This window comes from Pseudomonas sp. PLB05, from assembly GCF_021106615.1.
GTDB classification, from domain to species: Bacteria; Pseudomonadota; Gammaproteobacteria; order Pseudomonadales; family Pseudomonadaceae; genus Chryseomonas; species Chryseomonas benzopyrenica.
Genome location: NZ_JAJOHO010000001.1, coordinates 753,876 through 772,287, shown reverse-complemented (window position 1 = coordinate 772,287; position 18,412 = coordinate 753,876). Strand labels below are relative to the sequence as shown.

General features: G+C 65.0%; 20 protein-coding genes. 14 read left to right on the top strand and 6 right to left on the bottom strand.

Annotated elements, in window-relative coordinates; translation table 11 throughout:
* The first annotated feature begins 76 nt into the window (after positions 1 to 76).
* Positions 77 to 400, top strand: a complete 324-nt coding sequence (locus LRS53_RS03595; RefSeq protein ID WP_064309005.1) for an ArsR/SmtB family transcription factor — start codon at positions 77 to 79, stop codon at positions 398 to 400.
* A 177-nt stretch (positions 401 to 577) separates the two neighbouring features.
* Positions 578 to 1,624 carry an SGNH/GDSL hydrolase family protein gene (locus LRS53_RS03590; protein WP_231354958.1) on the top strand — a complete coding sequence of 349 codons (1,047 nt, stop codon included), beginning with the start codon at positions 578 to 580 and terminating at the stop codon, positions 1,622 to 1,624.
* A gap of 69 nt (positions 1,625 to 1,693) precedes the next feature.
* Here the strand turns inward: LRS53_RS03590 and uraH are convergent, their stop codons facing one another.
* Positions 1,694 to 2,065: a hydroxyisourate hydrolase gene (gene uraH / locus LRS53_RS03585; RefSeq protein WP_231354957.1), complete on the bottom strand. Its 372-nt coding sequence runs from the start codon at positions 2,063 to 2,065 to the stop codon at positions 1,694 to 1,696.
* Between the two features lie 214 nt (positions 2,066 to 2,279).
* On the opposite strand from uraH, the gene puuE reads away from it, so the two are divergent.
* Genes puuE through LRS53_RS03565 form a run of 4 tightly spaced genes read left to right on the top strand, consistent with a single transcriptional unit; the run spans position 2,280 to position 5,225 of the window.
* The gene (puuE, locus tag LRS53_RS03580) at positions 2,280 to 3,188 is read left to right on the top strand and encodes an allantoinase PuuE (RefSeq protein WP_231354956.1); all 909 of its coding nucleotides are present in this window, start codon (positions 2,280 to 2,282) and stop codon (positions 3,186 to 3,188) included.
* Complete coding sequence (gene uraD, locus LRS53_RS03575) at positions 3,185 to 3,697, top strand: 2-oxo-4-hydroxy-4-carboxy-5-ureidoimidazoline decarboxylase (protein ID WP_017641445.1); 513 nt, start codon at positions 3,185 to 3,187, stop codon at positions 3,695 to 3,697. Before puuE ends, uraD begins: the two co-directional genes overlap by 4 nt.
* Positions 3,698 to 3,720: 23 nt before the next feature.
* Positions 3,721 to 4,728, top strand: coding sequence for an allantoicase (gene alc, locus LRS53_RS03570; protein WP_231354955.1), 1,008 nt, complete (start codon positions 3,721 to 3,723; stop codon positions 4,726 to 4,728).
* Positions 4,725 to 5,225, top strand: a complete 501-nt coding sequence (locus LRS53_RS03565) for an ureidoglycolate lyase (protein WP_231354954.1) — start codon at positions 4,725 to 4,727, stop codon at positions 5,223 to 5,225. The genes alc and LRS53_RS03565 overlap by 4 nt, the downstream gene beginning before the upstream one ends.
* Here the strand turns inward: LRS53_RS03565 and rarD are convergent.
* From rarD to LRS53_RS03550, 3 genes are all read right to left on the bottom strand, one after another.
* Positions 5,222 to 6,130: an EamA family transporter RarD gene (rarD, locus tag LRS53_RS03560; RefSeq protein WP_231354953.1), complete on the bottom strand. Its 909-nt coding sequence runs from the start codon at positions 6,128 to 6,130 to the stop codon at positions 5,222 to 5,224. The genes LRS53_RS03565 and rarD overlap by 4 nt on opposite strands.
* The gene (locus LRS53_RS03555; protein WP_231354952.1) at positions 6,127 to 6,978 is read right to left on the bottom strand and encodes an EamA family transporter; all 852 of its coding nucleotides are present in this window, start codon (positions 6,976 to 6,978) and stop codon (positions 6,127 to 6,129) included. Before LRS53_RS03555 ends, rarD begins: the two co-directional genes overlap by 4 nt.
* Before the next feature lie 74 nt (positions 6,979 to 7,052).
* Positions 7,053 to 7,643 (bottom strand): DUF3060 domain-containing protein, encoded by a 591-nt coding sequence (locus LRS53_RS03550; RefSeq protein ID WP_231354951.1) that lies wholly within the window; start codon positions 7,641 to 7,643, stop codon positions 7,053 to 7,055.
* Positions 7,644 to 7,815: 172 nt separating this feature from the next.
* On the opposite strand from LRS53_RS03550, the gene LRS53_RS03545 reads away from it, so the two are divergent.
* The 3 genes from LRS53_RS03545 (at position 7,816) to LRS53_RS03535 (ending at position 11,299) form a co-directional block, all read left to right on the top strand.
* Positions 7,816 to 8,706 carry a LysR family transcriptional regulator gene (locus LRS53_RS03545; RefSeq protein ID WP_231354950.1) on the top strand — a complete coding sequence of 297 codons (891 nt, stop codon included), beginning with the start codon at positions 7,816 to 7,818 and terminating at the stop codon, positions 8,704 to 8,706.
* 62 nt (positions 8,707 to 8,768) lie between these two features.
* On the top strand, positions 8,769 to 9,323 hold the full coding sequence (locus LRS53_RS03540; RefSeq protein ID WP_026083888.1) for a peptidylprolyl isomerase: 555 nt from the start codon (positions 8,769 to 8,771) through the stop codon (positions 9,321 to 9,323).
* Between the two features lie 104 nt (positions 9,324 to 9,427).
* Positions 9,428 to 11,299 (top strand): ABC transporter ATP-binding protein, encoded by a 1,872-nt coding sequence (locus LRS53_RS03535; protein ID WP_231354949.1) that lies wholly within the window; start codon positions 9,428 to 9,430, stop codon positions 11,297 to 11,299.
* On the opposite strand, the gene LRS53_RS03530 is transcribed toward LRS53_RS03535, so the two are convergent.
* Positions 11,254 to 11,871, bottom strand: a complete 618-nt coding sequence (locus tag LRS53_RS03530) for a hypothetical protein (RefSeq protein WP_231354948.1) — start codon at positions 11,869 to 11,871, stop codon at positions 11,254 to 11,256. The two genes, LRS53_RS03535 and LRS53_RS03530, sit on opposite strands and share 46 nt — an antisense overlap.
* A gap of 114 nt (positions 11,872 to 11,985) precedes the next feature.
* Here LRS53_RS03530 and LRS53_RS03525 point away from each other — a divergent pair, with 114 nt between their 5' ends.
* The 3 genes from LRS53_RS03525 to LRS53_RS03515 all read left to right on the top strand — a co-directional run bounded on the left by LRS53_RS03525 (position 11,986) and on the right by LRS53_RS03515 (position 14,397).
* On the top strand, positions 11,986 to 12,243 hold the full coding sequence (locus LRS53_RS03525; protein WP_093252321.1) for a hypothetical protein: 258 nt from the start codon (positions 11,986 to 11,988) through the stop codon (positions 12,241 to 12,243).
* 106 nt (positions 12,244 to 12,349) lie between these two features.
* Positions 12,350 to 12,706 (top strand): 6-carboxytetrahydropterin synthase QueD, encoded by a 357-nt coding sequence (queD, locus tag LRS53_RS03520; RefSeq protein WP_231354947.1) that lies wholly within the window; start codon positions 12,350 to 12,352, stop codon positions 12,704 to 12,706.
* Between the two features lie 224 nt (positions 12,707 to 12,930).
* Entirely contained in the window at positions 12,931 to 14,397 is a 1,467-nt protein-coding gene (locus LRS53_RS03515) for an inorganic phosphate transporter (protein WP_231354946.1), read from the top strand.
* Between the two features lie 424 nt (positions 14,398 to 14,821).
* On the opposite strand, the gene LRS53_RS03510 is transcribed toward LRS53_RS03515, so the two are convergent.
* On the bottom strand, positions 14,822 to 15,031 hold the full coding sequence (locus tag LRS53_RS03510) for a hypothetical protein (protein ID WP_007158876.1): 210 nt from the start codon (positions 15,029 to 15,031) through the stop codon (positions 14,822 to 14,824).
* Positions 15,032 to 15,454: 423 nt separating this feature from the next.
* On the opposite strand from LRS53_RS03510, the gene LRS53_RS03505 reads away from it, so the two are divergent.
* On the top strand, positions 15,455 to 17,686 hold the full coding sequence (locus LRS53_RS03505; RefSeq protein WP_231354945.1) for an NADP-dependent isocitrate dehydrogenase: 2,232 nt from the start codon (positions 15,455 to 15,457) through the stop codon (positions 17,684 to 17,686).
* A 272-nt stretch (positions 17,687 to 17,958) separates the two neighbouring features.
* Positions 17,959 to 18,411, top strand: coding sequence for an NUDIX hydrolase (locus tag LRS53_RS03500; RefSeq protein ID WP_231354944.1), 453 nt, complete (start codon positions 17,959 to 17,961; stop codon positions 18,409 to 18,411).
* Position 18,412: the final 1 nt, after the last annotated feature.

Genomic DNA, 18,412 nt, shown 5'->3' with positions numbered 1-18,412 from the left:
AGGACAGATCTTGGTTCGTTATTTCGATATTAATCGAACATAACATAATCGCCAACCCCCGGTGTATGATTGGCTCATGCGCCCTTTCAAACATCCCAGTCCTGACGAATTCTCCCTCGAGCGTCTATTCCATGCGCTCAGCGATCCGGTGCGTCTGGATATCGTCCGTTATCTGGCGCGGGTCACCGAGGCCACCTGTGGCGAACTCGATGGTGGCCGCCCCAAGTCCAGCATGTCGCATCACTTTCGTGTCCTGCGCGATGCAGGACTGGTGCATACCCGCAACGCCGGCACCACGCACATGAATCAGTTGCGCCGCGAAGACCTGGATCAGCGTTTCCCCGGCCTGATGGCAGCCATCCTGGCGCAATCCTCCGATCCCGTGACAAAGCCAGACTAGCTCAGTGGCAGGGAGCGCCAGCAGGCGCTGCCCGGCGTCGTGCTGGTCGTCGCCTGTCGTCTCGGCTGGTCTGGGCGCAGGGAACTCTGAGCGGCGTTCTTCGCTCTTCCCGGTATGAAGGTTGCAAAAGAATAGCTATGGGCAGCGCAGGCGCTGGACGCTGCCGGGAGGTAAAGGATGGGCAAGCACTGGGGATTGGCGACCGCACTCGCAGGTGTCGCCGCGCTGCTCGCTCTCGTACCCAGCCCTGAGCCCATCGCTGAGGCGCGCGGTATCCAGCGGGTCATAGCCTTTGGCGACAGCCTGATGGACTGCGGCACCTTCGGCCATATCTATGCCACCAACCCAGGGCGTACCTACCCTCAGGAAATCGCCGACGCCTACGGTATCGAGTTGGGCCCCAATCGGCAGGTGGAAGGCTATGGCCAGGAGGGACCGAGCGATCCCGATGGTCTTTGCTACGCCGAGGGCGGCGCCGTGACCGGGAGTTTCACCGAGCCGGGCTTCGATCACAACGAAGCGCCGCTGGCCTTTTCCCAGCAGATCCGCAACTTCGAGATGCAGCATGGCCGCTTCCGCCAGCAGGATCTGGTCCTGGTGCAGATCGGCGGCAACGACATCATCGGCCCCTTCTATGACAAGACGCTCAAGGCCGCGCTGATGGCCGACGCCCCCCTGCCCCCGGCGATCCGCGAGCAGGTCGAGACGCGGATCCGCCATACGGCCCTGAACGAGGTCAAGCTGCTGCGCCATGTGCTGGGTCTGGGTGCCCAGCGCCTGGTGGTGCTCAACAACACCGACTATGGCAAGGCGCCCTATCTCGAACCCTGGACACCCGCCCTGGCCGAGCGTAACCACGAACTGGTGCGCCTCTACAACGACACCCTGCAGGCGAACTTGCCAGCCAGTGATCGTCTGCTGCTGGTGGATGCCTATCGGGTGATGGAAGAGGTCTTCGCCCACTACGGCAACTACGGCTTCACCCATGCCGAAGGTGATGCCTGCCTGCCCGGTCGCGAGTTCTGCGATCCGGACAGCTACGTCGAACCGGGCGCCGATCAGGCCTACATCTTTGGTGCCCGCGGTCATTTCGCCAGCCGTACCCACAGCATGCTGGCCCAGGTGGTGCTGGAACGCATCGCCCAGACCTGGCCCGGCAGTGCCGTGCCGGATCGACCGCTGCTCGCCACCGCGCGATCGAACACCGAACCGACCATCCACTAACGCCGCTGAAACCGCGCCCTACCCTGGTGCCGGCCTGGGCGAAAGCGCACCGCGGCGGCGCAATCTTGCCTAGCTGCCGCGATAGGTCGAATAGCTGTAGGGCGAGACCAACAGCGGCACATGGTAATGCGCTCCCTCGTCGGCGAGGCCGAAGCGCAAGACCACGGTATCGAGAAAGGCCGGTTCCTCCAGCGCCACGTCGCGCCGCCGGTAGTAATCGCCCACGTCGAACTCCAGTTCGTAGACCCCCGCCGTGAAGTGCTCGCCCTGCAACAGCGGCGTGTCGCTGCGACCATCGGCATTGGTCCGCATCTCACCCAGCGCCTGCCGCGCCGCCCCCTCCAGCCGGTACAGCCGGACAGCGATATCGGCACCTGGGCGGCCACCGGTGGTGTCCAGCACGTGGGTCGTCAGGTAACCGCCAGCGGATGGAGTGGACATGGGAAAGCTCCTGCAGAGGGGTGCGCCAGCCTAGCAGCTTTTCACCTGCCGATTGTATACAGCCCAGCCCTGGCCCAGTCCGCGGGACCGCTGCCCTCCAGCGCGGGAAAGTCTTCAGACCGGTCAGACCAGTTAGGCAGGATTCTTGCTGGGACTCGGCAAAGGTCTCCAAACATTGTATACAAAACATCTCGACTGCCAGGATGCCCCTTCCATGACCTATCCCCGCGATCTGATCGGCTATGGCGCTCAGCCGCCCCACCCCCGCTGGCCGGGTGATGCCCGCATCGCCCTGTCCTTCGTGCTGAACTACGAAGAAGGCGGCGAACGCAACATCCTGCACGGCGACAAGGAATCCGAGGCCTTCCTGTCCGAGATGGTCGCCGCCCAGCCCCTGCAAGGGGTGCGCAACATGTCGATGGAGTCCCTCTACGAATACGGCAGCCGCGCCGGCGTCTGGCGCATCCTGGAGTTGTTCGCCAAGCACCAGGTGCCGCTGACCGTCTTTGCCGTGGCCATGGCCGCCGAGCGCCATCCCGAGGTCATCCGCGCCATGGTCCAGGCTGGGCACGAGATCTGCAGCCACGGCTATCGCTGGATCGACTACCAGTACCTGGACGAAGCCGAGGAGCGCGCCCATCTGCAGCGCGCCATCGAGATCCTCGCCGAGCTGACCGGTGAACGCCCGCTGGGCTGGTACACCGGGCGTACCGGGCCCAACACTCGGCGCCTGGTGATGGAGGAAGGCGGCTTTCTCTATGACAGCGACACCTACGACGACGACCTGCCCTACTGGGAACCCAACAACCCGACCGGCAAGCCGCACCTGGTGATCCCCTACACCCTGGACACCAACGACATGAGATTCACCCAGGTCCAGGGCTTCCACACCGCCGAGCAATTCTTCCAATACCTCAAGGACGCCTTCGACACCCTCTACGAAGAAGGTGCCACCGCGCCCAAGATGCTCTCCATCGGCCTGCACTGCCGCCTGATCGGCCGCCCCGGTCGCCTGGTGGGCCTCAAGCGCTTCCTGGAGTACGCCCAGAGCCACGAACGGGTCTGGTTCGCCCGCCGGGTGGACATCGCTCGCCACTGGCACAGGGAGCATCCGCCGGCATGAGCGCCTTCCAGACCGTCACACCCAGCCAGCTGGATCGCGCCGCCTTCGTGGCGGCCTTCGGCGGCATCTACGAGCACTCCGCCTGGGTCGCCGAGCGTGCCTTCGACGAGGGCCAGCCGCTGCCGGATAGCGTCGACACCCTGCATCAGCGTCTCGCCGCGCAGGTCGCCCGGGCCAGCCAGGCCGAGCAGCTGGCGTTGATCCAGGCGCACCCGGACCTTGCCGGACGCGCGGCCCTGGCTGGCGAGCTGACCGCCGCCAGCAGTGGCGAACAGGCCGGTGCTGGCCTCGATCAATGCACCCCGGACGAGCTGGCCCGCTTCACCCGCCACAACGAGGCCTACCGCGCCAAATTCGGCTTCCCCTTCATCATGGCGGTGAAGGGCAGCAACCGGCACCTGATCCTTGCGGCCTTCGAGGAGCGCCTGCCCAACACCCCGGAGCAGGAATTCCAGCGCGCCCTGGCCGAGATCGACCGCATCGCCCTTTTCCGCCTGCAGACCCTCTGACCCTTTTCCGACAAGAGCACCCCATGAAACGCACCCACGCCGCGCCCTTCGAGAAGTACCTCAACCTCGCCGATGCCCGCCTCGGCACCCGCGTCATCAGCGTCACCGACGACTGGTTCGCCGCCGCCGACCGCATGCTCCAGTCCCACGAGCCGGAGTGGAAGGAAGGCGTCTACGACGACAACGGCAAGTGGATGGACGGCTGGGAATCGCGGCGCAAGAGGTTCGAAGGCTACGACCATGCGGTGATCCGCCTGGGCGTGCCCGGCTCGATCAAGGGCGTCGACATCGACACCCGCTGGTTCACCGGCAACTATCCGCCCTCCGCCTCCCTGGAAGCCTGCTTCTGTGCCGAGGGCGATCCGGCCGAAGACGCTGCCTGGACCGAGGTGCTGCCGGCCATCGAGATGCAGGGCAATAGCCACCACTACCATGCCATCGCCGATGACCGCCCCTGGACCCACCTGCGCCTGAACATCTATCCCGATGGCGGCGTGGCCCGCCTGCGGGTCTACGGCATTCCCCATCGCGACTGGTCGACCCAGGCCGAAGACGAGGTGCTGGACCTAGCCGCCGCCCTCAACGGCGGACGCGCCCTTGCCTGCAACGACGAACACTATGGCCGCATGAGTAACATCCTCAATCCGGGTCGCGCCGACAGCATGGCCGACGGCTGGGAAACCGCGCGCCGCCGCACCCCTGGCAACGACTGGGTGATCATCGCCCTGGGCCACGCCGGCATCGTCGAAGAGATTCTGGTGGACACCCTGCACTTCAAGGGCAATTACCCGGACAGCTGCCAGATCCAGGGCGCCTATGTGCGCGGCGGTACCGACGGCCAGATCGAGACTCAGAGCCTGTTCTGGAAGGAGCTGCTGCCGCCGCAAAAGCTGCAGATGCACCAGGAGCACAGCTTCCGCGAGCAGGTGCGCGATCTTGGCCCCATCACCCACGTGCGCCTGAACATCTTCCCGGACGGCGGCGTCAGCCGCCTGCGGCTGTTCGGCAAGGTCGCCCGGGGCCAGGCATGAGCCGGCCACTGCGCATCGAGCCGCTGACCGCCGAGGGCTTCGCGCCCTTCGGCGAAGTCATCGAGACGGCGGGCCGGGATTGGTTTCCCATCAACAATGGCTCGACCCAGAGATACCACGCCCTGGCGCGGGTCGAGACAGGGCCGGCGGACGGCACGGCGATCATCAGCATCTTTCGCGCCCGGCGCCTGGACTATCCGCTGACCATCACCATGCTCGAACGGCATCCCCACGGCAGCCAGGCCTTCGTCCCGCTATGCGGCGAACCCTTTCTGGTGGTGGTGGCGCCGCTGGCGCCAGCCCCGGATGCCGGCGCCATCCGCGTCTTTCGCACCGATGGCCGCCAGGGCATCAACTACCACGCCGGGGTCTGGCACCATCCGGTGCTGGCCCTGCGTGACGAGGACGAATTCCTCATCGTTGATCGCGCCGGCAGCCTGCCCAACTGCGACGAGTTCTTTTTCGCCGCGGCCGAGTGCCCGACCCTGGCACTCTAGGGATTGACGGGCGCGCGCCTTAGTTGCTTGCGCAGCAGGCGCGCACTGTCCAGGCAGACCCAGGCCACCGCCAGCCAGATGGGACCATAGGTCCAGATGGCGCCCTCCGGCAGCTGCTCACCGAGCACATAGAGGGCGACGAAGACCAGCAGCGCCGGCTCCACATAGCTGAGGATGCCGAACAGACTCAGCGGCAGCATGCGGCTGGAGGCCAGCATGGCGGCGAAGGCGATGGCGCTGAGCAGACCCAGCCCCGGCAGCAGTGCCCATAGCCAGGGTGTCTGCTGCAGGATCAGGCTGGGCGAAAACCAGTGCAGCGCAAGCAGCGCGAAGGGCAGCAGGCAGCACATCTCCAGGACGAAGCCGGACAGCGCATCCACTGCCATCCAGCGGCGCAGGACGAAATACGGCGGATAGCCCAGCACCGGCAGCAGGCTGACCCAGGACAGCGCCCCGGTCACCCAGACCTCGTTGATCACCCCCAGCAGCGCACAGGCCACTGCCAGGCGCTGCAGCGGTCGCAGGCGCTCGCCATAGACCAGCCGCCCGGTCAGCACGATGGCCAGGGGCAGCAGGAAATAGCCCAGCGACATCGCCATGGCCTCGCCATTCATGGTCGCCCAGACGAACACCCACCACTGGATGCCCATCAGCAGCGCCGCCGCCGGGATGGCCAGGCACAGTCGGGGCTCGCGCACCAGCCGCTTGAGCGTGGCCAACAGGGCCTTGCCCTCGCTCAGGACCACCACCAGCAGGAGCACCATCGGCAGCGACCAGACCACCCGCAGGGCCACCACCTGCAGGCCGTCCAGCGGCGCCAGCCAGGCGAAGTACACCGGCATCAGTGCGAACAGCACCGACGACAGCACCGAAAGGCCCAGACCCTTGCCGGACAGCACGTTCATGACTGACGCCCCAGACGGTTGATGAACAGCGACAGCAGGATGATGCCGCCGCCCAGCAACAGCCTAGGCAGATCGGCTGGGTGCTGCCAGATCAGCAGGCTGACCAGCAGACCCGCCGGCACGTGGGCCTCGTTCATGATCGCCAGGGTGCCGCCATTGACCCGCAACGAGCCCAGCGTCCACCAGTAGAGACCGAGCGCCGTGGCGAACACGCCCATCCAGATCAGCACACCCCACTGCAGGCCGGTGCTGGGCAGCCGCGCCGGATTGCCGAACAACAGAAAGGACAGCGCCGCCACCAGCAGGGCGCCGAGAAAGAACAGCCCGAAGTAGCGATGCAGCGCACCCTGCCCGGCATAGGCGTGCCCCAGGTGCTTGCACAGCACCTGGCCGGCGGCGAAGGTCAGGTTGGCCACCTGCAGCAAGAGAAAGCCCAGCAGGTAGTCACCGGTCAGCGGCTGGAAGCGGATCAGCGCCGCGCCCCCGACCGCCACCACGGCGGCCAGCAGCGACCAGAGGCGGAAGCGGCGCTGCCAGGCATCGTCAAGCAGGGTCACATAGATTGGCGTGAGCACGGTGAACAGCAGCACCTCCGGCACCGTCAGCACGGCGAAGCTGCGATACAGGCACAGATAGGTGATGCCGAATTGCAGGGCGCCTGCCGCCATCAGCCCCAGGGCGAAGCGCCCCGGCACTCCATGCCAGCGGGTGAAGGGCAGGAACAGCACGAAGGCGATGGCCACGCGGACCAGCACGGCGAAATCGCTGTCGACCCGACCGGCGAGGTACTCGCCGATCAGGCTGAAGGAAAACGCCCAGATAAGGGTGACGAGCAGAAGGTAGGGCATGGCGGCGACGCACGAAAAAGGTGCGCGACCTTAACGCGCCCGTTGCCGGAGGGAAACCCCCGGCTTATCGCAGTCTAGCGAGTGGCGTTCAGGCCCGAGGGTTCGGCACCGGTAAGCGCCGCCACCGACTGATTGGCCTGCAGCACGTTATCGGCGCCCGAGACCAGGGTCTTGGGCTCGGCCACGCCGGCCGCGCGGGACCAGTAGACCTGCTGATTGGAACCGCCCACGGCGATGTCGGCCTGGCTGAGCAGGGTCAGCCGTGCCTTGGCGCCGTAGCCATAGGCATCGACCTTGGCGATGCCGTCGCTGCCACGCACCTTGGCCTGCACCTGCTGATAGCCACCGCCGATGCTCAGACTGGCCACCGCGCCCCTGACCGTGGTGACGCTGCCCAGGCCATGAATGGTCAGCGCCTGGGCGCCGTCGAGCACCAGCCGATGATGACTGCCGTAGACGGTCACGGTGCCGCACTGACCTTTCAACGTCAGGGTATTGCCCTCGCCGGACAGGGACACGTCCCGCCCCTCGCAGTCGAGGGTCCGGCTGATGTTCATGCCGTCGATATCGATGGGCTCGACGGCCGCCGCGACGGATTCCTCGGCCTGGACCAGCAGCGGCGCGATGACCAGACAACAACCCAGCAACGCCTTGAATGACGACATGGAGACTCCTTGTCTTGCCTAGAGGGGGACACTCATCGGCTGGCTTGGAGGGCAGCGCCGACGGGACATTTGACCCGGCGTCCGACATTTTTTCAGGCCGTGATGGCCGCCGCGTTTTCCCATCACCCCCGCAGGCACTAACATGCGCCCTTTCGTGGCCCCAGAGCGCTCGATGAAGACTCCTCGCGTTTCCCTCGATCAGTGGCGGACCCTGCAGGCGGTGGTGGATCACGGCGGCTATGCCCAGGCCGCCGAGGTGCTGCATCGCTCCCAGTCGTCGGTCAGCTATACCGTCGCCCGCATGCAGGAGCAGCTCGGCGTGCCGCTGTTGCGCCTGGAGGGCCGCCGCGCCGTGCTGACCGATGCCGGCGCCGTGCTCTTGCGCCGTTCGCGGCGCCTGGTACAGCAGGCCAGCCAGTTGGAGGAACTGGCCTATCACATGGAGCAGGGCTGGGAGTCCGAGGTGCGGCTGGTGGTAGATGCCGCCTATCCCACTCGCCCCCTGCTGCTGTGCCTGCGCGAATTCATGCCGCAGAGTCGTGGCTGCCGGGTACGGCTGCGCGAAGAGGTCCTATCCGGGGTGGAAGAGGCCCTGCTCGACGGCTCGGCGGACCTGGCGATCACCGGCCTGGTGATCGCGGCCCACCTGGGCGCCTCCCTGGGCAATGTCGAGTTCGTCGCTGTCGCCCATCCCGAGCATCCGCTTCATCAATTGCAGCGCACCCTGGTGACCGCCGATCTGGAAGAGCAGCTGCAGATCGTCATCCGCGACAGTGGCCGCGCCCAGCCGCGGGATGCCGGCTGGCTGGCCGCCGAACAGCGCTGGACGGTAGGCAGCATCAGTACCGCCGCCACCTTCCTGCGTGACGGCCTGGGCTTCGCCTGGCTGCCCCGGGACGCCATCCAGACCGATCTCGACGCCGGCCTGCTCAAGCCGCTGCCGCTGGAACAGGGCGCCCAGCGCTTCCATCCCTTCCAGCTCTACAAGACGCGCCAGCACGAGCTGGGCCCGGCCTCACAGATCCTCATGAACCTGTTGCGCAAACATGCCCTGCCACGCTGACCGTGGCGGGGTGCCAGCCGGGTTGCTATCGTTCGCCAGTCGTCTCCGCCACTCAAGGATCCATCATGTTCAAAGCCCTGCTTGCCGCCTGCGCCCTGTTCGTCGCCTCCACCGCCTGGGCCGCGGACAATCCGCACGTGCTCATCAGCACCAACAAGGGTGACATCGAGGTCGAACTGGATGCGGCCAAGGCGCCGGTCAGCACCGAGAATTTCCTGGGCTATGTCGACAGCGGCTTCTACAAGGGCACCCTGTTCCACCGCGTCATCCCCGGCTTCATGATTCAGGGCGGCGGCTACACCCGCGACATGCAGGAGAAGCGCACCAAGGCCCCGATCAAGAACGAAGCCGACAACGGCCTGAAGAATCTGCGCGGCACCCTGGCCATGGCGCGCACCTCGGACGTCAACTCCGCCACCAGTCAATTCTTCATCAACGTCGAGAACAATGCCTTCCTCGACCACGGTTCGCGCGACTTCGGCTACGCCGTATTCGGCAAGGTCGTGCGCGGCATGGAAGTCGTCGACCAGATCGCCGGCGTCCAGACCACCCGCCAAGGCATGCTGCGCGACATTCCCCGTGAACCGGTCATGATTCTCGCTGCCAAACGGCTGTAAGCCGACCCGTCCGGCTGGATGCCGCGCGCCGGTCATCCAGTCCCAACGGCGAGGTCCCCCTTCCGGCGACGCGATACGCTGTCTCCTCTCTACAAGGACCCCGCATGATCTTTCGCCGCTTCGAACGCATCATCGATGCGTTCCGGGAAGCCCCCGATGAAATGCCGCCCACTGGGGTCGGCGCCTTCTATCTCCACTTCCTCAAGCAAGCCTGGCCGGCCTTCGCCCTGCTGTTGGTGGTCGGCCTGATCGGCGCCCTCATCGAGGTCGCCCTCTTCAATTTCATCGGCCAACTGGTCGACCTGGCGGGCAGCGCGCCCAACAGCACGGTGTTCTTCCAGGAGCACGGCGGCACCCTGATCTGGATGGCGGTGGTCACCCTGGTCATCCGCCCCTTGTTCATCAGCCTGCACGATCTGCTGGTGCACCAGACCATCACCCCCAGCCTCACCACCCTGATCCGCTGGCAGAACCATCGCTACGTGCTCAAGCAGAGCCTGGGCTTCTTCCACAGCGACTTCGCCGGGCGCATCTCCAACCGCATCATGCAGACCGGCGTCTCCCTGCGCGATTCGGCGGTGCAGGCGGTGGACGCCATCTGGCACGTGCTGATCTTCGCCGTCACCTCGCTGATCCTGTTCGCCCAGGCCGACGTCTGGCTGATGGTCCCGCTGGTCCTCTGGATCATCGGCTACGTCATCGCCCTCTGGTATTTCGTGCCCCAGACCAAGGAGCGCTCGGCCATCGCCTCGGAATCCCGCTCGCAGCTTTCCGGGCGCATCGTCGACGGCTACACCAACATCTCCACCCTCAAGCTCTTTTCCCACTCGGCCCAGGAGGAGCAATACGCCCGCCAGGCCATGGAAGAGCAGACCGAGAAAGCCGAGAGCGCCGCCCGCCTGATCACCGCCATGGGCGTGACCATCGCCATCCTCAGCGGCTTCCTCATTGCTGGCACCACGGGCCTGGCCCTCTGGCTCTGGCACCAGGGCGTCATCAGCGTCGGCGCCATCGCTCTGGCCACCGGCCTGGTGATCCGCATCAACAGCATGTCCGGCTGGATCATGTGGGTGGTCAACGGCATCTTCGAGAACATCGGCATGGTGCAGGACGGCATGAGCACCATCGCCAAGCCGCGCCAGGTCGGCGACGCCCCGGACGCCAAGCCGCTGCAGGTGACCCGCGGCGCGGTGCTGTTCGAGGACATCGCCTTCCACTACGGCAAGGGCGCCGGCATCATCGAAGGCCTGACCCTGGACGTGGCCCCGGGCGAGAAGATTGGCCTGGTCGGCCCCTCGGGCGCCGGCAAGTCCACGCTGATCAACGTGCTCTTGCGCCTCTATGACCTGGAAGGCGGTCGCATCCTGGTCGACGGCCAGGACATCGCCCATGTCACCCAGGAAAGCCTGAGATGCCAGATCGGCGTGGTCACCCAGGACACCTCGCTGCTGCACCGCTCGATCCGCGAGAATCTGCTCTATGGCCGTCCCGAGGCCACTGATGAAGAACTGCACGCCGCCCTGCGCAAGGCCAAGGCCGATGACTTCATCGCCCGCATCACCGACGCCCATGGTCGTACCGGGCTGGATGCCCAGGTGGGTGAACGCGGCGTCAAGCTCTCCGGCGGTCAGCGCCAGCGCATCGCCATCGCCCGCACCCTGCTCAAGGACGCGCCCATCCTGCTGCTGGACGAAGCCACCTCCGCCCTCGACTCCGAGGTGGAGGCCGCGATCCAGGAGAGTCTGGAAACCTTGATGGAAGGCAAGACGGTGATCGCCATCGCCCACCGGCTGTCGACCATCTCGCGCATGGACCGCCTGGTGGTCATGGAACGTGGCCAGATCGTCGAGATGGGTTCCCATGACGAACTGATCGCCTACAACGGCCTCTATGCCCGCCTATGGCGTCACCAGACCGGCGGTTTCGTCGGTCACGGCGTGCCGAGCAGGCAACGGGTACGCAGCAGCTCCAGCTGACGTTCCTGGTCCAGGCCCGGGTAGAAGCCTTCGATCTTCTGCAGGCCTCCCAGCCAGCTGCGCCGCTCCACCACGCACTCGAACACCGGGCAGGCCGTCTGCCCGGTATCGCCGCAGTCGCGGTAGTAGGTCAGTCGCTGGCTCTTTTGCGCCGTGCCCTGGAAGGGACCGGGGCGATCCTGCAGGACATAGAAGTCGATCTCCGCCGCGCTGCGATGATTCTCCCACTGGAACGCCAAGGTACTGGGATAGAAGAGCACCAGCAGGCCCGCCAGCAGCACCCAGAGAATGCCCGCCGTCACCGGCAGGGGCAGCCGCGAACGAAAGCGGCGCCCACCCCGAATGATCAGCGCCGTCACCACGGTGACCAACGCCAGGGCGATGCACAGGGACGGCAGGCCGGTGATGACCTGACCGGCCACGCCGATGTCCAGCCCGCTGGGCGACGGTACCGTTCGATAGCCGATCTCCAACCGTTCCCAGCCCACTCGATTGCCGATCAGGCCGGCGAGACCAAAGGCGGCGGCCAGGCCGACCAGAGCCCAGAAGGTACGAGGATTGCTGCTGCGCATGGGAAATCGTCCAGACAAAGACCGGGAGACTGCCTAAGCCCGCCGGTGAAGGCAAATCCGAATTTCTCCTGACCCTGGCCCTCTATTGAAAGCCCCCTGCCGAGGAGTCCGCCCATGTCCATCGATCTCGCCCGTGCCGTCCACATCGTCGAAAAGGCCTTTCTGCCCCTGCGCGGCAACGTCCGCGAAGATCCCAGCGACGCCAGCTTTTCCCTTGAGGTGACCGACGGCGCCCGGGTACTGGCCTCGATCGCCCATGTCGCGCGCAGTCAATACAGCCATGCCGGCCATCTCGCCGCCCTGATCGAGCAGACTCGCCTGGAGCTGGCACGCGACGGCTACCTGCTGGAGCCGTGGTCGATGCCGGGTTAGACCGCCGCCCCTGGTCGGCGACCGCGAGGTTCGGCAAGGCGGTGTCGAGCTGATAGACTGCCGCCCCGCAGCCGCCACACCCCGTGGCCCAACGCGAGTGGTTATCGTGGAAATTTTCAAAGAATTCATTTTCGAAGCCGCGCACTTCCTGCCCAATGTTCCGGCAGGTCACAAGTGCGGACGTCTCCATGGGCATTCCTTCAAGGTAGGCCTGCACATCGAAGGTGCTGTCGATCCCCATACCGGCTGGGTCCGGGATTTCGCCGATATCAAGGCCGCCTTCAAACCCCTGTACGAGCGTCTCGACCACCATTATCTGAACGACATCCCGGGTCTCGAGAACCCTACCAGCGAAGTGCTCGCGCGCTGGATCTGGCAACAGCTCAAGCCCCTGCTCCCCGAACTCAGCCAGGTTCGCGTCCATGAGACCTGTACCTGTGGCTGCATCTACCGCGGCGCCTAGGCTTGTCGGAAAAGCGCTTGCGCTCGGCCATACTGCGTTGAAAATCTTCCCGGAATGCTCATTTACCCCTCGTAAACTCCGCTTCCTCGCTGATTTTCGCCTTGCCTGACCTTCGCTCGGCTGCTGTTCAGACAAGCCTTAATTTTTCCCTCCCATTCAAGGTGCCGATGGCGGCAGTCATTTTTCTGCCATAATTCGCGCCTGCCAACTGTCGACGTATCCCCATGTTCGAACTTTTCAGCGGACTCCACGCCTGGGTCGCCATCAGCCTCGTCTTGGCCTTGGCCTTTGTGCTGGCCTTTGAATTCATCAACGGCTTTCACGACACCGCCAACGCCGTCGCCACGGTGATCTACACCAAAGCGATGCCCCCGCACCTCGCGGTGTTCTTTTCCGGCATCTTCAACTTCCTCGGCGTGCTGCTCGGTGGCGTCGGCGTCGCCTACGCCATCGTCCACCTCTTGCCGGTGGAGCTGCTGATCAACGTCAACACCGGCCACGGCCTGGCCATGGTGTTTTCTCTGCTCGCCGCCGCCATCACCTGGAACCTGGGCACCTGGTACTTCGGTATCCCCGCCTCCAGCTCCCACACCCTGATCGGCTCCATCCTTGTCGTCGGCGTGACCAACGCCCTGTTGACCGGTATCCCGGTGAGCGAAGGGGTGAACTGGCAGAAGGCGATCGACATCGGCCTGTCGCTGATCTTCTCGCCACTGGCCGGCTTCGCCGTCGCCGGTCTGCTGCTGCTCGCGCTCAAGCGCTGGCGACCGCTGTCGAAGATGCACAAGACCCCGGAACAGCGCCGCGAACTGGATGCCAAGAAGCACCCACCCTTCTGGAATCGCCTGATGCTGGTCCTCTCGGCCATGGGCATGAGTTTCGTGCATGGATCCAACGACGGCCAGAAAGGCATCGGCCTGATCATGCTGGTGCTCATCGGTATCGTCCCGGCCAAGTTCGTGCTGGATCTGGACAGCACCACCTACCAGATCGAACGGACCCGTGACGCCGCCATCCACCTGGGCCAGTTCTATGAGCGCCAGGGCGACAACCTCAAGGACTTCCTCGCCGAAGTACCCGGCAATCGCGACCTGCCCCAGGAATTCCGCTGCGCCCCGCACATGACCGTACCAACGCTGCAGGCGCTGCTGGCCGACCTGGAAGGCGTCACCGACTACCGTGCCATGAGCGACGACCATCGCCAGCAGGTGCGTCGCTACCTGCTGTGCCTGGACGACACCGCCAAGAAGGTGAGCAAGCTGCCGGTGCTGACCGCGCGTGATCGCGACGATCTCAGCCGCCTGCGCAAGGACCTCACCAGCACCACCGAATACGCCCCCTTCTGGGTCATCATCGCCGTCGCCCTGGCCCTGGGCATCGGCACCATGGTCGGCTGGCGCCGCGTGGTGCTCACCGTGGGCGAGAAGATCGGCCGCCAGGGCATGACCTATGCCCAAGGCGTCAGCGCCCAGGTGACGGCGGTGGCGGCCATCGGCATGGCCAACGTCTTCGCCCTGCCCGTCTCCACCACCCACGTGCTGTCCTCGGGCGTGGCCGGCACCATGGTCGCCAACCGCAGCGGCCTGCAGGGCAGCACGGTGCGCAACATCCTCATGGCCTGGGTCCTGACCCTGCCGGCCTCCATGGCCCTCTCCGCCGGCCTGTTCTGGCTGGCGCACCTGTTCCTGTGATCCCCATCCACCGGGCTCCGCGCGAGCGGTGCCCGGTTGGACCCCTCGTCGGGAAAGCCTGAACAGGATAGCTATTGACGAGTCTAGAGAAATGTGTCCCAGCAAAGACACCTTTCCGAGACAGCCGTACGGTGAACGTCAATGACTCCTGCGACCTACATCCTTCTTCTGATACTTGGCTGGCTAGCCCTGTCGCTGGCCATACTCTGGGCCATGCTGCGCCTGGCGCGGCGCGCCCGCCCCGTGGCGATGTCCTCGCCCAGGGTACTGCCCAAGGCAACCCCCACCGTCCCCGTGAGTCCAGGCAAACACCTGGTCTGCTAGAGCTCTGGACGTGACGAAGCCACCTCGACACCTAGGCGGTGCGCGGGAAAAAAGGAAGGATTCTTATTGTTTGAGAAGAAGGGATTCGAGCGAAAGCGAATCAGGTGAGCAGGGTGTTTTCCTGAGCGCTGCGGCTCATCTGCTCGAGAATCTGGTCTTGCTGTTGCGGGGTCAGGGTGTCCCAGCAGTGGTGCTTGATGAACAGCCCGGCGCCAAAGGCGACGTACAGCGACAGAGCGACGATGACGAGCGTTTCCAGCCCGACGATAGCCCAGGAACGACTCTTGGACGCATTGTCCTTGGTTTTCATAACGACCTCGTGAAATTTAGAGGGGCAATAGTTTAGTCCCTTAAGCAACTTCCGTGCAGCGCCAGTCGTCGATTGGTCAAGCTCATTGACCTGACACTGCGACGAACTTGCGCAAGTTCGACGGCCCTTCCGGGCCGGCGACTTCCCCACACAGGCAAGCTGCAGTGGCACGAATGCACGCCAGGCGCCGCGCTGGTATACTCCGCCGACTGACGGGTCGCTGCAGGCCCTGCCGGTTCCGCTGGCTGTATCGGCCGATCCTGCAACTTCCGCAGCGACGCTTTGTCGCATCGCACGTCCATCGCCGCCGCGCCTGTCGCGCGGTCCGATAACGCCTTCTTGGGGCGTCTATCGACTCAAGGGTCGATCCTCGCTCGCCCGGCTTCGCGCCACAGCTGTGATAAAGAGGAGTTAAAGCAAGACATGTCCACCACGTCGAAGATCATCTACACCCTGACCGACGAAGCGCCCGCCCTGGCGACCTATTCGCTGCTCCCCATCGTCGAGGCCATCACCGCCTCCTCCGGCGTCGCCCTCGAAACCCGTGACATTTCCCTTGCCGGCCGCATCATCGCCCTCTTCCCCGAGTACCTGAAGGAAGAGCAGCGCATCTCCGACCACCTCGCCGAACTCGGCGAACTGGCCACCACTCCCGAAGCCAACATCATCAAGCTCCCCAACATCAGCGCCTCGGTGCCGCAGCTCAAAGCCGCGATCAAGGAACTGCAGGGTCAGGGTTACGCCCTGCCGGACTATCCGGATGAGCCCAAGGACGACAAGGAAAAGGACGTCAAGGCGCGCTACGACAAGGTCAAGGGCAGCGCCGTGAACCCGGTCCTACGGGAAGGCAACTCCGACCGCCGCGCCCCGCTGTCGGTAAAGAACTACGCCCGCAAGCATCCCCATCGCATGGGCGCCTGGAGTGCCGACTCCAAGTCCCACGTCGCCCACATGGACGCCCATGACTTCTATGGCAGCGAGCGCTCGGCCACCGTCGAGAACGCCGGCAGCCTGAAGATCGAACTGATCGGCAAGGACGGCAGCAGCAAGGTCCTCAAAGAGAAGACCGCGGTCAAGGCGGGCGAGATCGTCGATGCCTCGACCATGAGCCGCAAGGCCCTGCAGAGCTTCATCGCCGCCCAGATCGAAGACGCCAAGGCCCAGGGCGTGCTGTTCTCCGTGCACCTGAAGGCCACCATGATGAAGGTCTCCGACCCCATCATGTTCGGCATCATCGTCGGCGAGTTCTACAAGGACGTGCTGACCAAGCACGAAACCGCCTTGAAGGAAGCCGGCTTCGATCGCAACAACGGCATCGGCGACCTCTATGCCCGCCTGTCCAGCCTGCCGGAAGCCACCCAGGCCGCCATCAAGGCCGACTTCGACGCCCAGTATGCCCAGCGCCCGGCACTGGCCATGGTCAACTCCGACAAGGGCATCACCAACCTGCATGTGCCGAGCGACGTCATCGTCGACGCCTCCATGCCGGCCATGATCCGTGACTCCGGCAAGATGTGGAATGCCGAAGGCAACCTGCAGGACACCAAGGCCATCATCCCCGACCGCTGCTATGCCGGCGTCTACCAGGTGGTGATCGAGGACTGCAAGCAGAACGGCGCCTTCGATCCCAGCACCATGGGCAGCGTACCCAACGTCGGCCTGATGGCGCAGAAGGCCGAGGAATACGGTTCCCACGACAAGACCTTCCAGATCCCCACCGACGGTACCGTGCGCGTGACCGACGACCAGGGCAAGGTGGTCTTCGAACACTCGGTCGAGGCCGGTGACATCTGGCGCATGTGCCAGACCAAGGACGCGCCGATTCAGGACTGGGTCAAGCTGGCCGTCAACCGTGCCCGCGCCAGCGGCACCCCGGCGATCTTCTGGCTGGACCAGAACCGCGCCCACGACGCCCAGGTCATCGCCAAGGTCGAGCGCTACCTCAAGGATCACGACACCAACGGCCTGGACATCCGCGTCCTGGCGCCCGAGGAAGCCACCCGCGTGTCCCTGGAGCGCATCCGCAAGGGCGAGGACACCATCTCGGTGACCGGCAACGTCCTGCGGGACTACCTGACCGACCTCTTCCCCATCATGGAACTGGGCACCAGCGCCAAGATGCTGTCCATCGTCCCGCTGATGAACGGCGGCGGCCTGTTCGAGACCGGTGCCGGCGGCTCCGCACCCAAGCACGTCCAGCAGTTCGTGCAGGAAAACCACCTGCGCTGGGATTCCCTGGGCGAGTTCCTGGCCCTGGCCGAGTCCCTCAACCACCTGGGCGAGACCACCGGTAACGCCAAGGCCAAGATCCTGGCCAAGACCCTGGACCAGGCCAACGGCCAGTTCCTCGACAGCAACAAGTCGCCGTCGCGCAAGGCCGGTGAACTGGACAACCGCGGCAGCCACTTCTACCTGGCGCTGTACTGGATCCAGGCTCTGGCCGAGCAGAGCGACGACGCCCAGCTCAAGGCCCAGTTCGAGCCGGTGGCCAAGTCGCTGACCGCCGACGAAGCCAAGGTGGTCGCCGAGTTGAACGGCGTCCAGGGCCAGGCCGTGGACATCGGTGGCTACTACCACCCCGACCAGGCTAAGACCCGCCAGGCCATGCGTCCGAGCGCCACGCTCAACGCCGCCTTGGAACAGCTCAAGGGCTGAACCTGAGGGCTGCGCCCGCAGCCTGAATGGGTGATTACAGCGAACCCTGGCCCTGGCCGGGGTTCGCTGCATTTGGGACCGCCAAAGCTTAGGCCTTGCCTGAAAACTGCCTGCGCTCGGTCATACTGCGTTGAAAATCAGCTCGGAATGCTCATTTACTCCTCGTAAACTCCGCTTCCTCGCTGATTTTCGCCTTGCCTAACCTTCGCTCGGCGACTTTTCAGACAAGCCCTAGGCGGTATACTGCGCGATTACCGATAGCGGAGTCCGAGATGGATTGGCACGCCCACGTCACCGTGGCCACCGTGGTGGAAGACGCCGGTCGCTTCCTGCTGGTGGAAGAAGAGAAGCAGGGTCGCCTGGTGCTCAACCAGCCGGCCGGCCACCTGGAGCCGGGCGAGAGCCTGATCGAGGCGGCACGCCGCGAGACCCTGGAAGAAACCGCCTGGCAGGTGGAGATCCAGGGCGTGATCGGCATCGGCCTCTATGTCGCGCCAGGAAATGGCGTCACCTACTACCGCACCGCCTTCCATGCCCGCCCCCTGGCCCACGAGCCCGGGCGCGTCCTGGACGCCGACATCACCCGCGCGGTCTGGCTCACCCTCGACGAGATCCGCGCCGAGCAGGCCCGACTACGCAGCCCCCTGGTCCTGGACGCCATCGAGAAATACCTGGACGGACACCGCTACCCCCTGTCGATGATCGTAGATATGAGAGGTTTTTGAA

Bases quoted from the DNA above. Each gene is read 5' to 3' on its own strand.
- LRS53_RS03530 (WP_231354948.1), bottom strand. From the start codon at position 11,871: ATGCGCAGCAGCAATCCTCGTACCTTCTGGGCTCTGGTCGGCCTGGCC.
- LRS53_RS03545 (WP_231354950.1), top strand. From the start codon at position 7,816: ATGAAGACTCCTCGCGTTTCCCTCGATCAGTGGCGGACCCTGCAGGCG.
- rarD (WP_231354953.1), bottom strand. From the start codon at position 6,130: ATGAACGTGCTGTCCGGCAAGGGTCTGGGCCTTTCGGTGCTGTCGTCG.
- LRS53_RS03505 (WP_231354945.1), top strand. From the start codon at position 15,455: ATGTCCACCACGTCGAAGATCATCTACACCCTGACCGACGAAGCGCCC.
- LRS53_RS03515 (WP_231354946.1), top strand. From the start codon at position 12,931: ATGTTCGAACTTTTCAGCGGACTCCACGCCTGGGTCGCCATCAGCCTC.
- LRS53_RS03510 (WP_007158876.1), bottom strand. From the start codon at position 15,031: ATGAAAACCAAGGACAATGCGTCCAAGAGTCGTTCCTGGGCTATCGTC.
- uraD (WP_017641445.1), top strand. From the start codon at position 3,185: ATGAGCGCCTTCCAGACCGTCACACCCAGCCAGCTGGATCGCGCCGCC.
- LRS53_RS03525 (WP_093252321.1), top strand. From the start codon at position 11,986: ATGTCCATCGATCTCGCCCGTGCCGTCCACATCGTCGAAAAGGCCTTT.
- LRS53_RS03550 (WP_231354951.1), bottom strand. From the start codon at position 7,643: ATGTCGTCATTCAAGGCGTTGCTGGGTTGTTGTCTGGTCATCGCGCCG.
- alc (WP_231354955.1), top strand. From the start codon at position 3,721: ATGAAACGCACCCACGCCGCGCCCTTCGAGAAGTACCTCAACCTCGCC.
- LRS53_RS03555 (WP_231354952.1), bottom strand. From the start codon at position 6,978: ATGCCCTACCTTCTGCTCGTCACCCTTATCTGGGCGTTTTCCTTCAGC.
- LRS53_RS03595 (WP_064309005.1), top strand. From the start codon at position 77: ATGCGCCCTTTCAAACATCCCAGTCCTGACGAATTCTCCCTCGAGCGT.
- LRS53_RS03590 (WP_231354958.1), top strand. From the start codon at position 578: ATGGGCAAGCACTGGGGATTGGCGACCGCACTCGCAGGTGTCGCCGCG.
- puuE (WP_231354956.1), top strand. From the start codon at position 2,280: ATGACCTATCCCCGCGATCTGATCGGCTATGGCGCTCAGCCGCCCCAC.
- uraH (WP_231354957.1), bottom strand. From the start codon at position 2,065: ATGTCCACTCCATCCGCTGGCGGTTACCTGACGACCCACGTGCTGGAC.
- LRS53_RS03500 (WP_231354944.1), top strand. From the start codon at position 17,959: ATGGATTGGCACGCCCACGTCACCGTGGCCACCGTGGTGGAAGACGCC.
- LRS53_RS03565 (WP_231354954.1), top strand. From the start codon at position 4,725: ATGAGCCGGCCACTGCGCATCGAGCCGCTGACCGCCGAGGGCTTCGCG.
- LRS53_RS03535 (WP_231354949.1), top strand. From the start codon at position 9,428: ATGATCTTTCGCCGCTTCGAACGCATCATCGATGCGTTCCGGGAAGCC.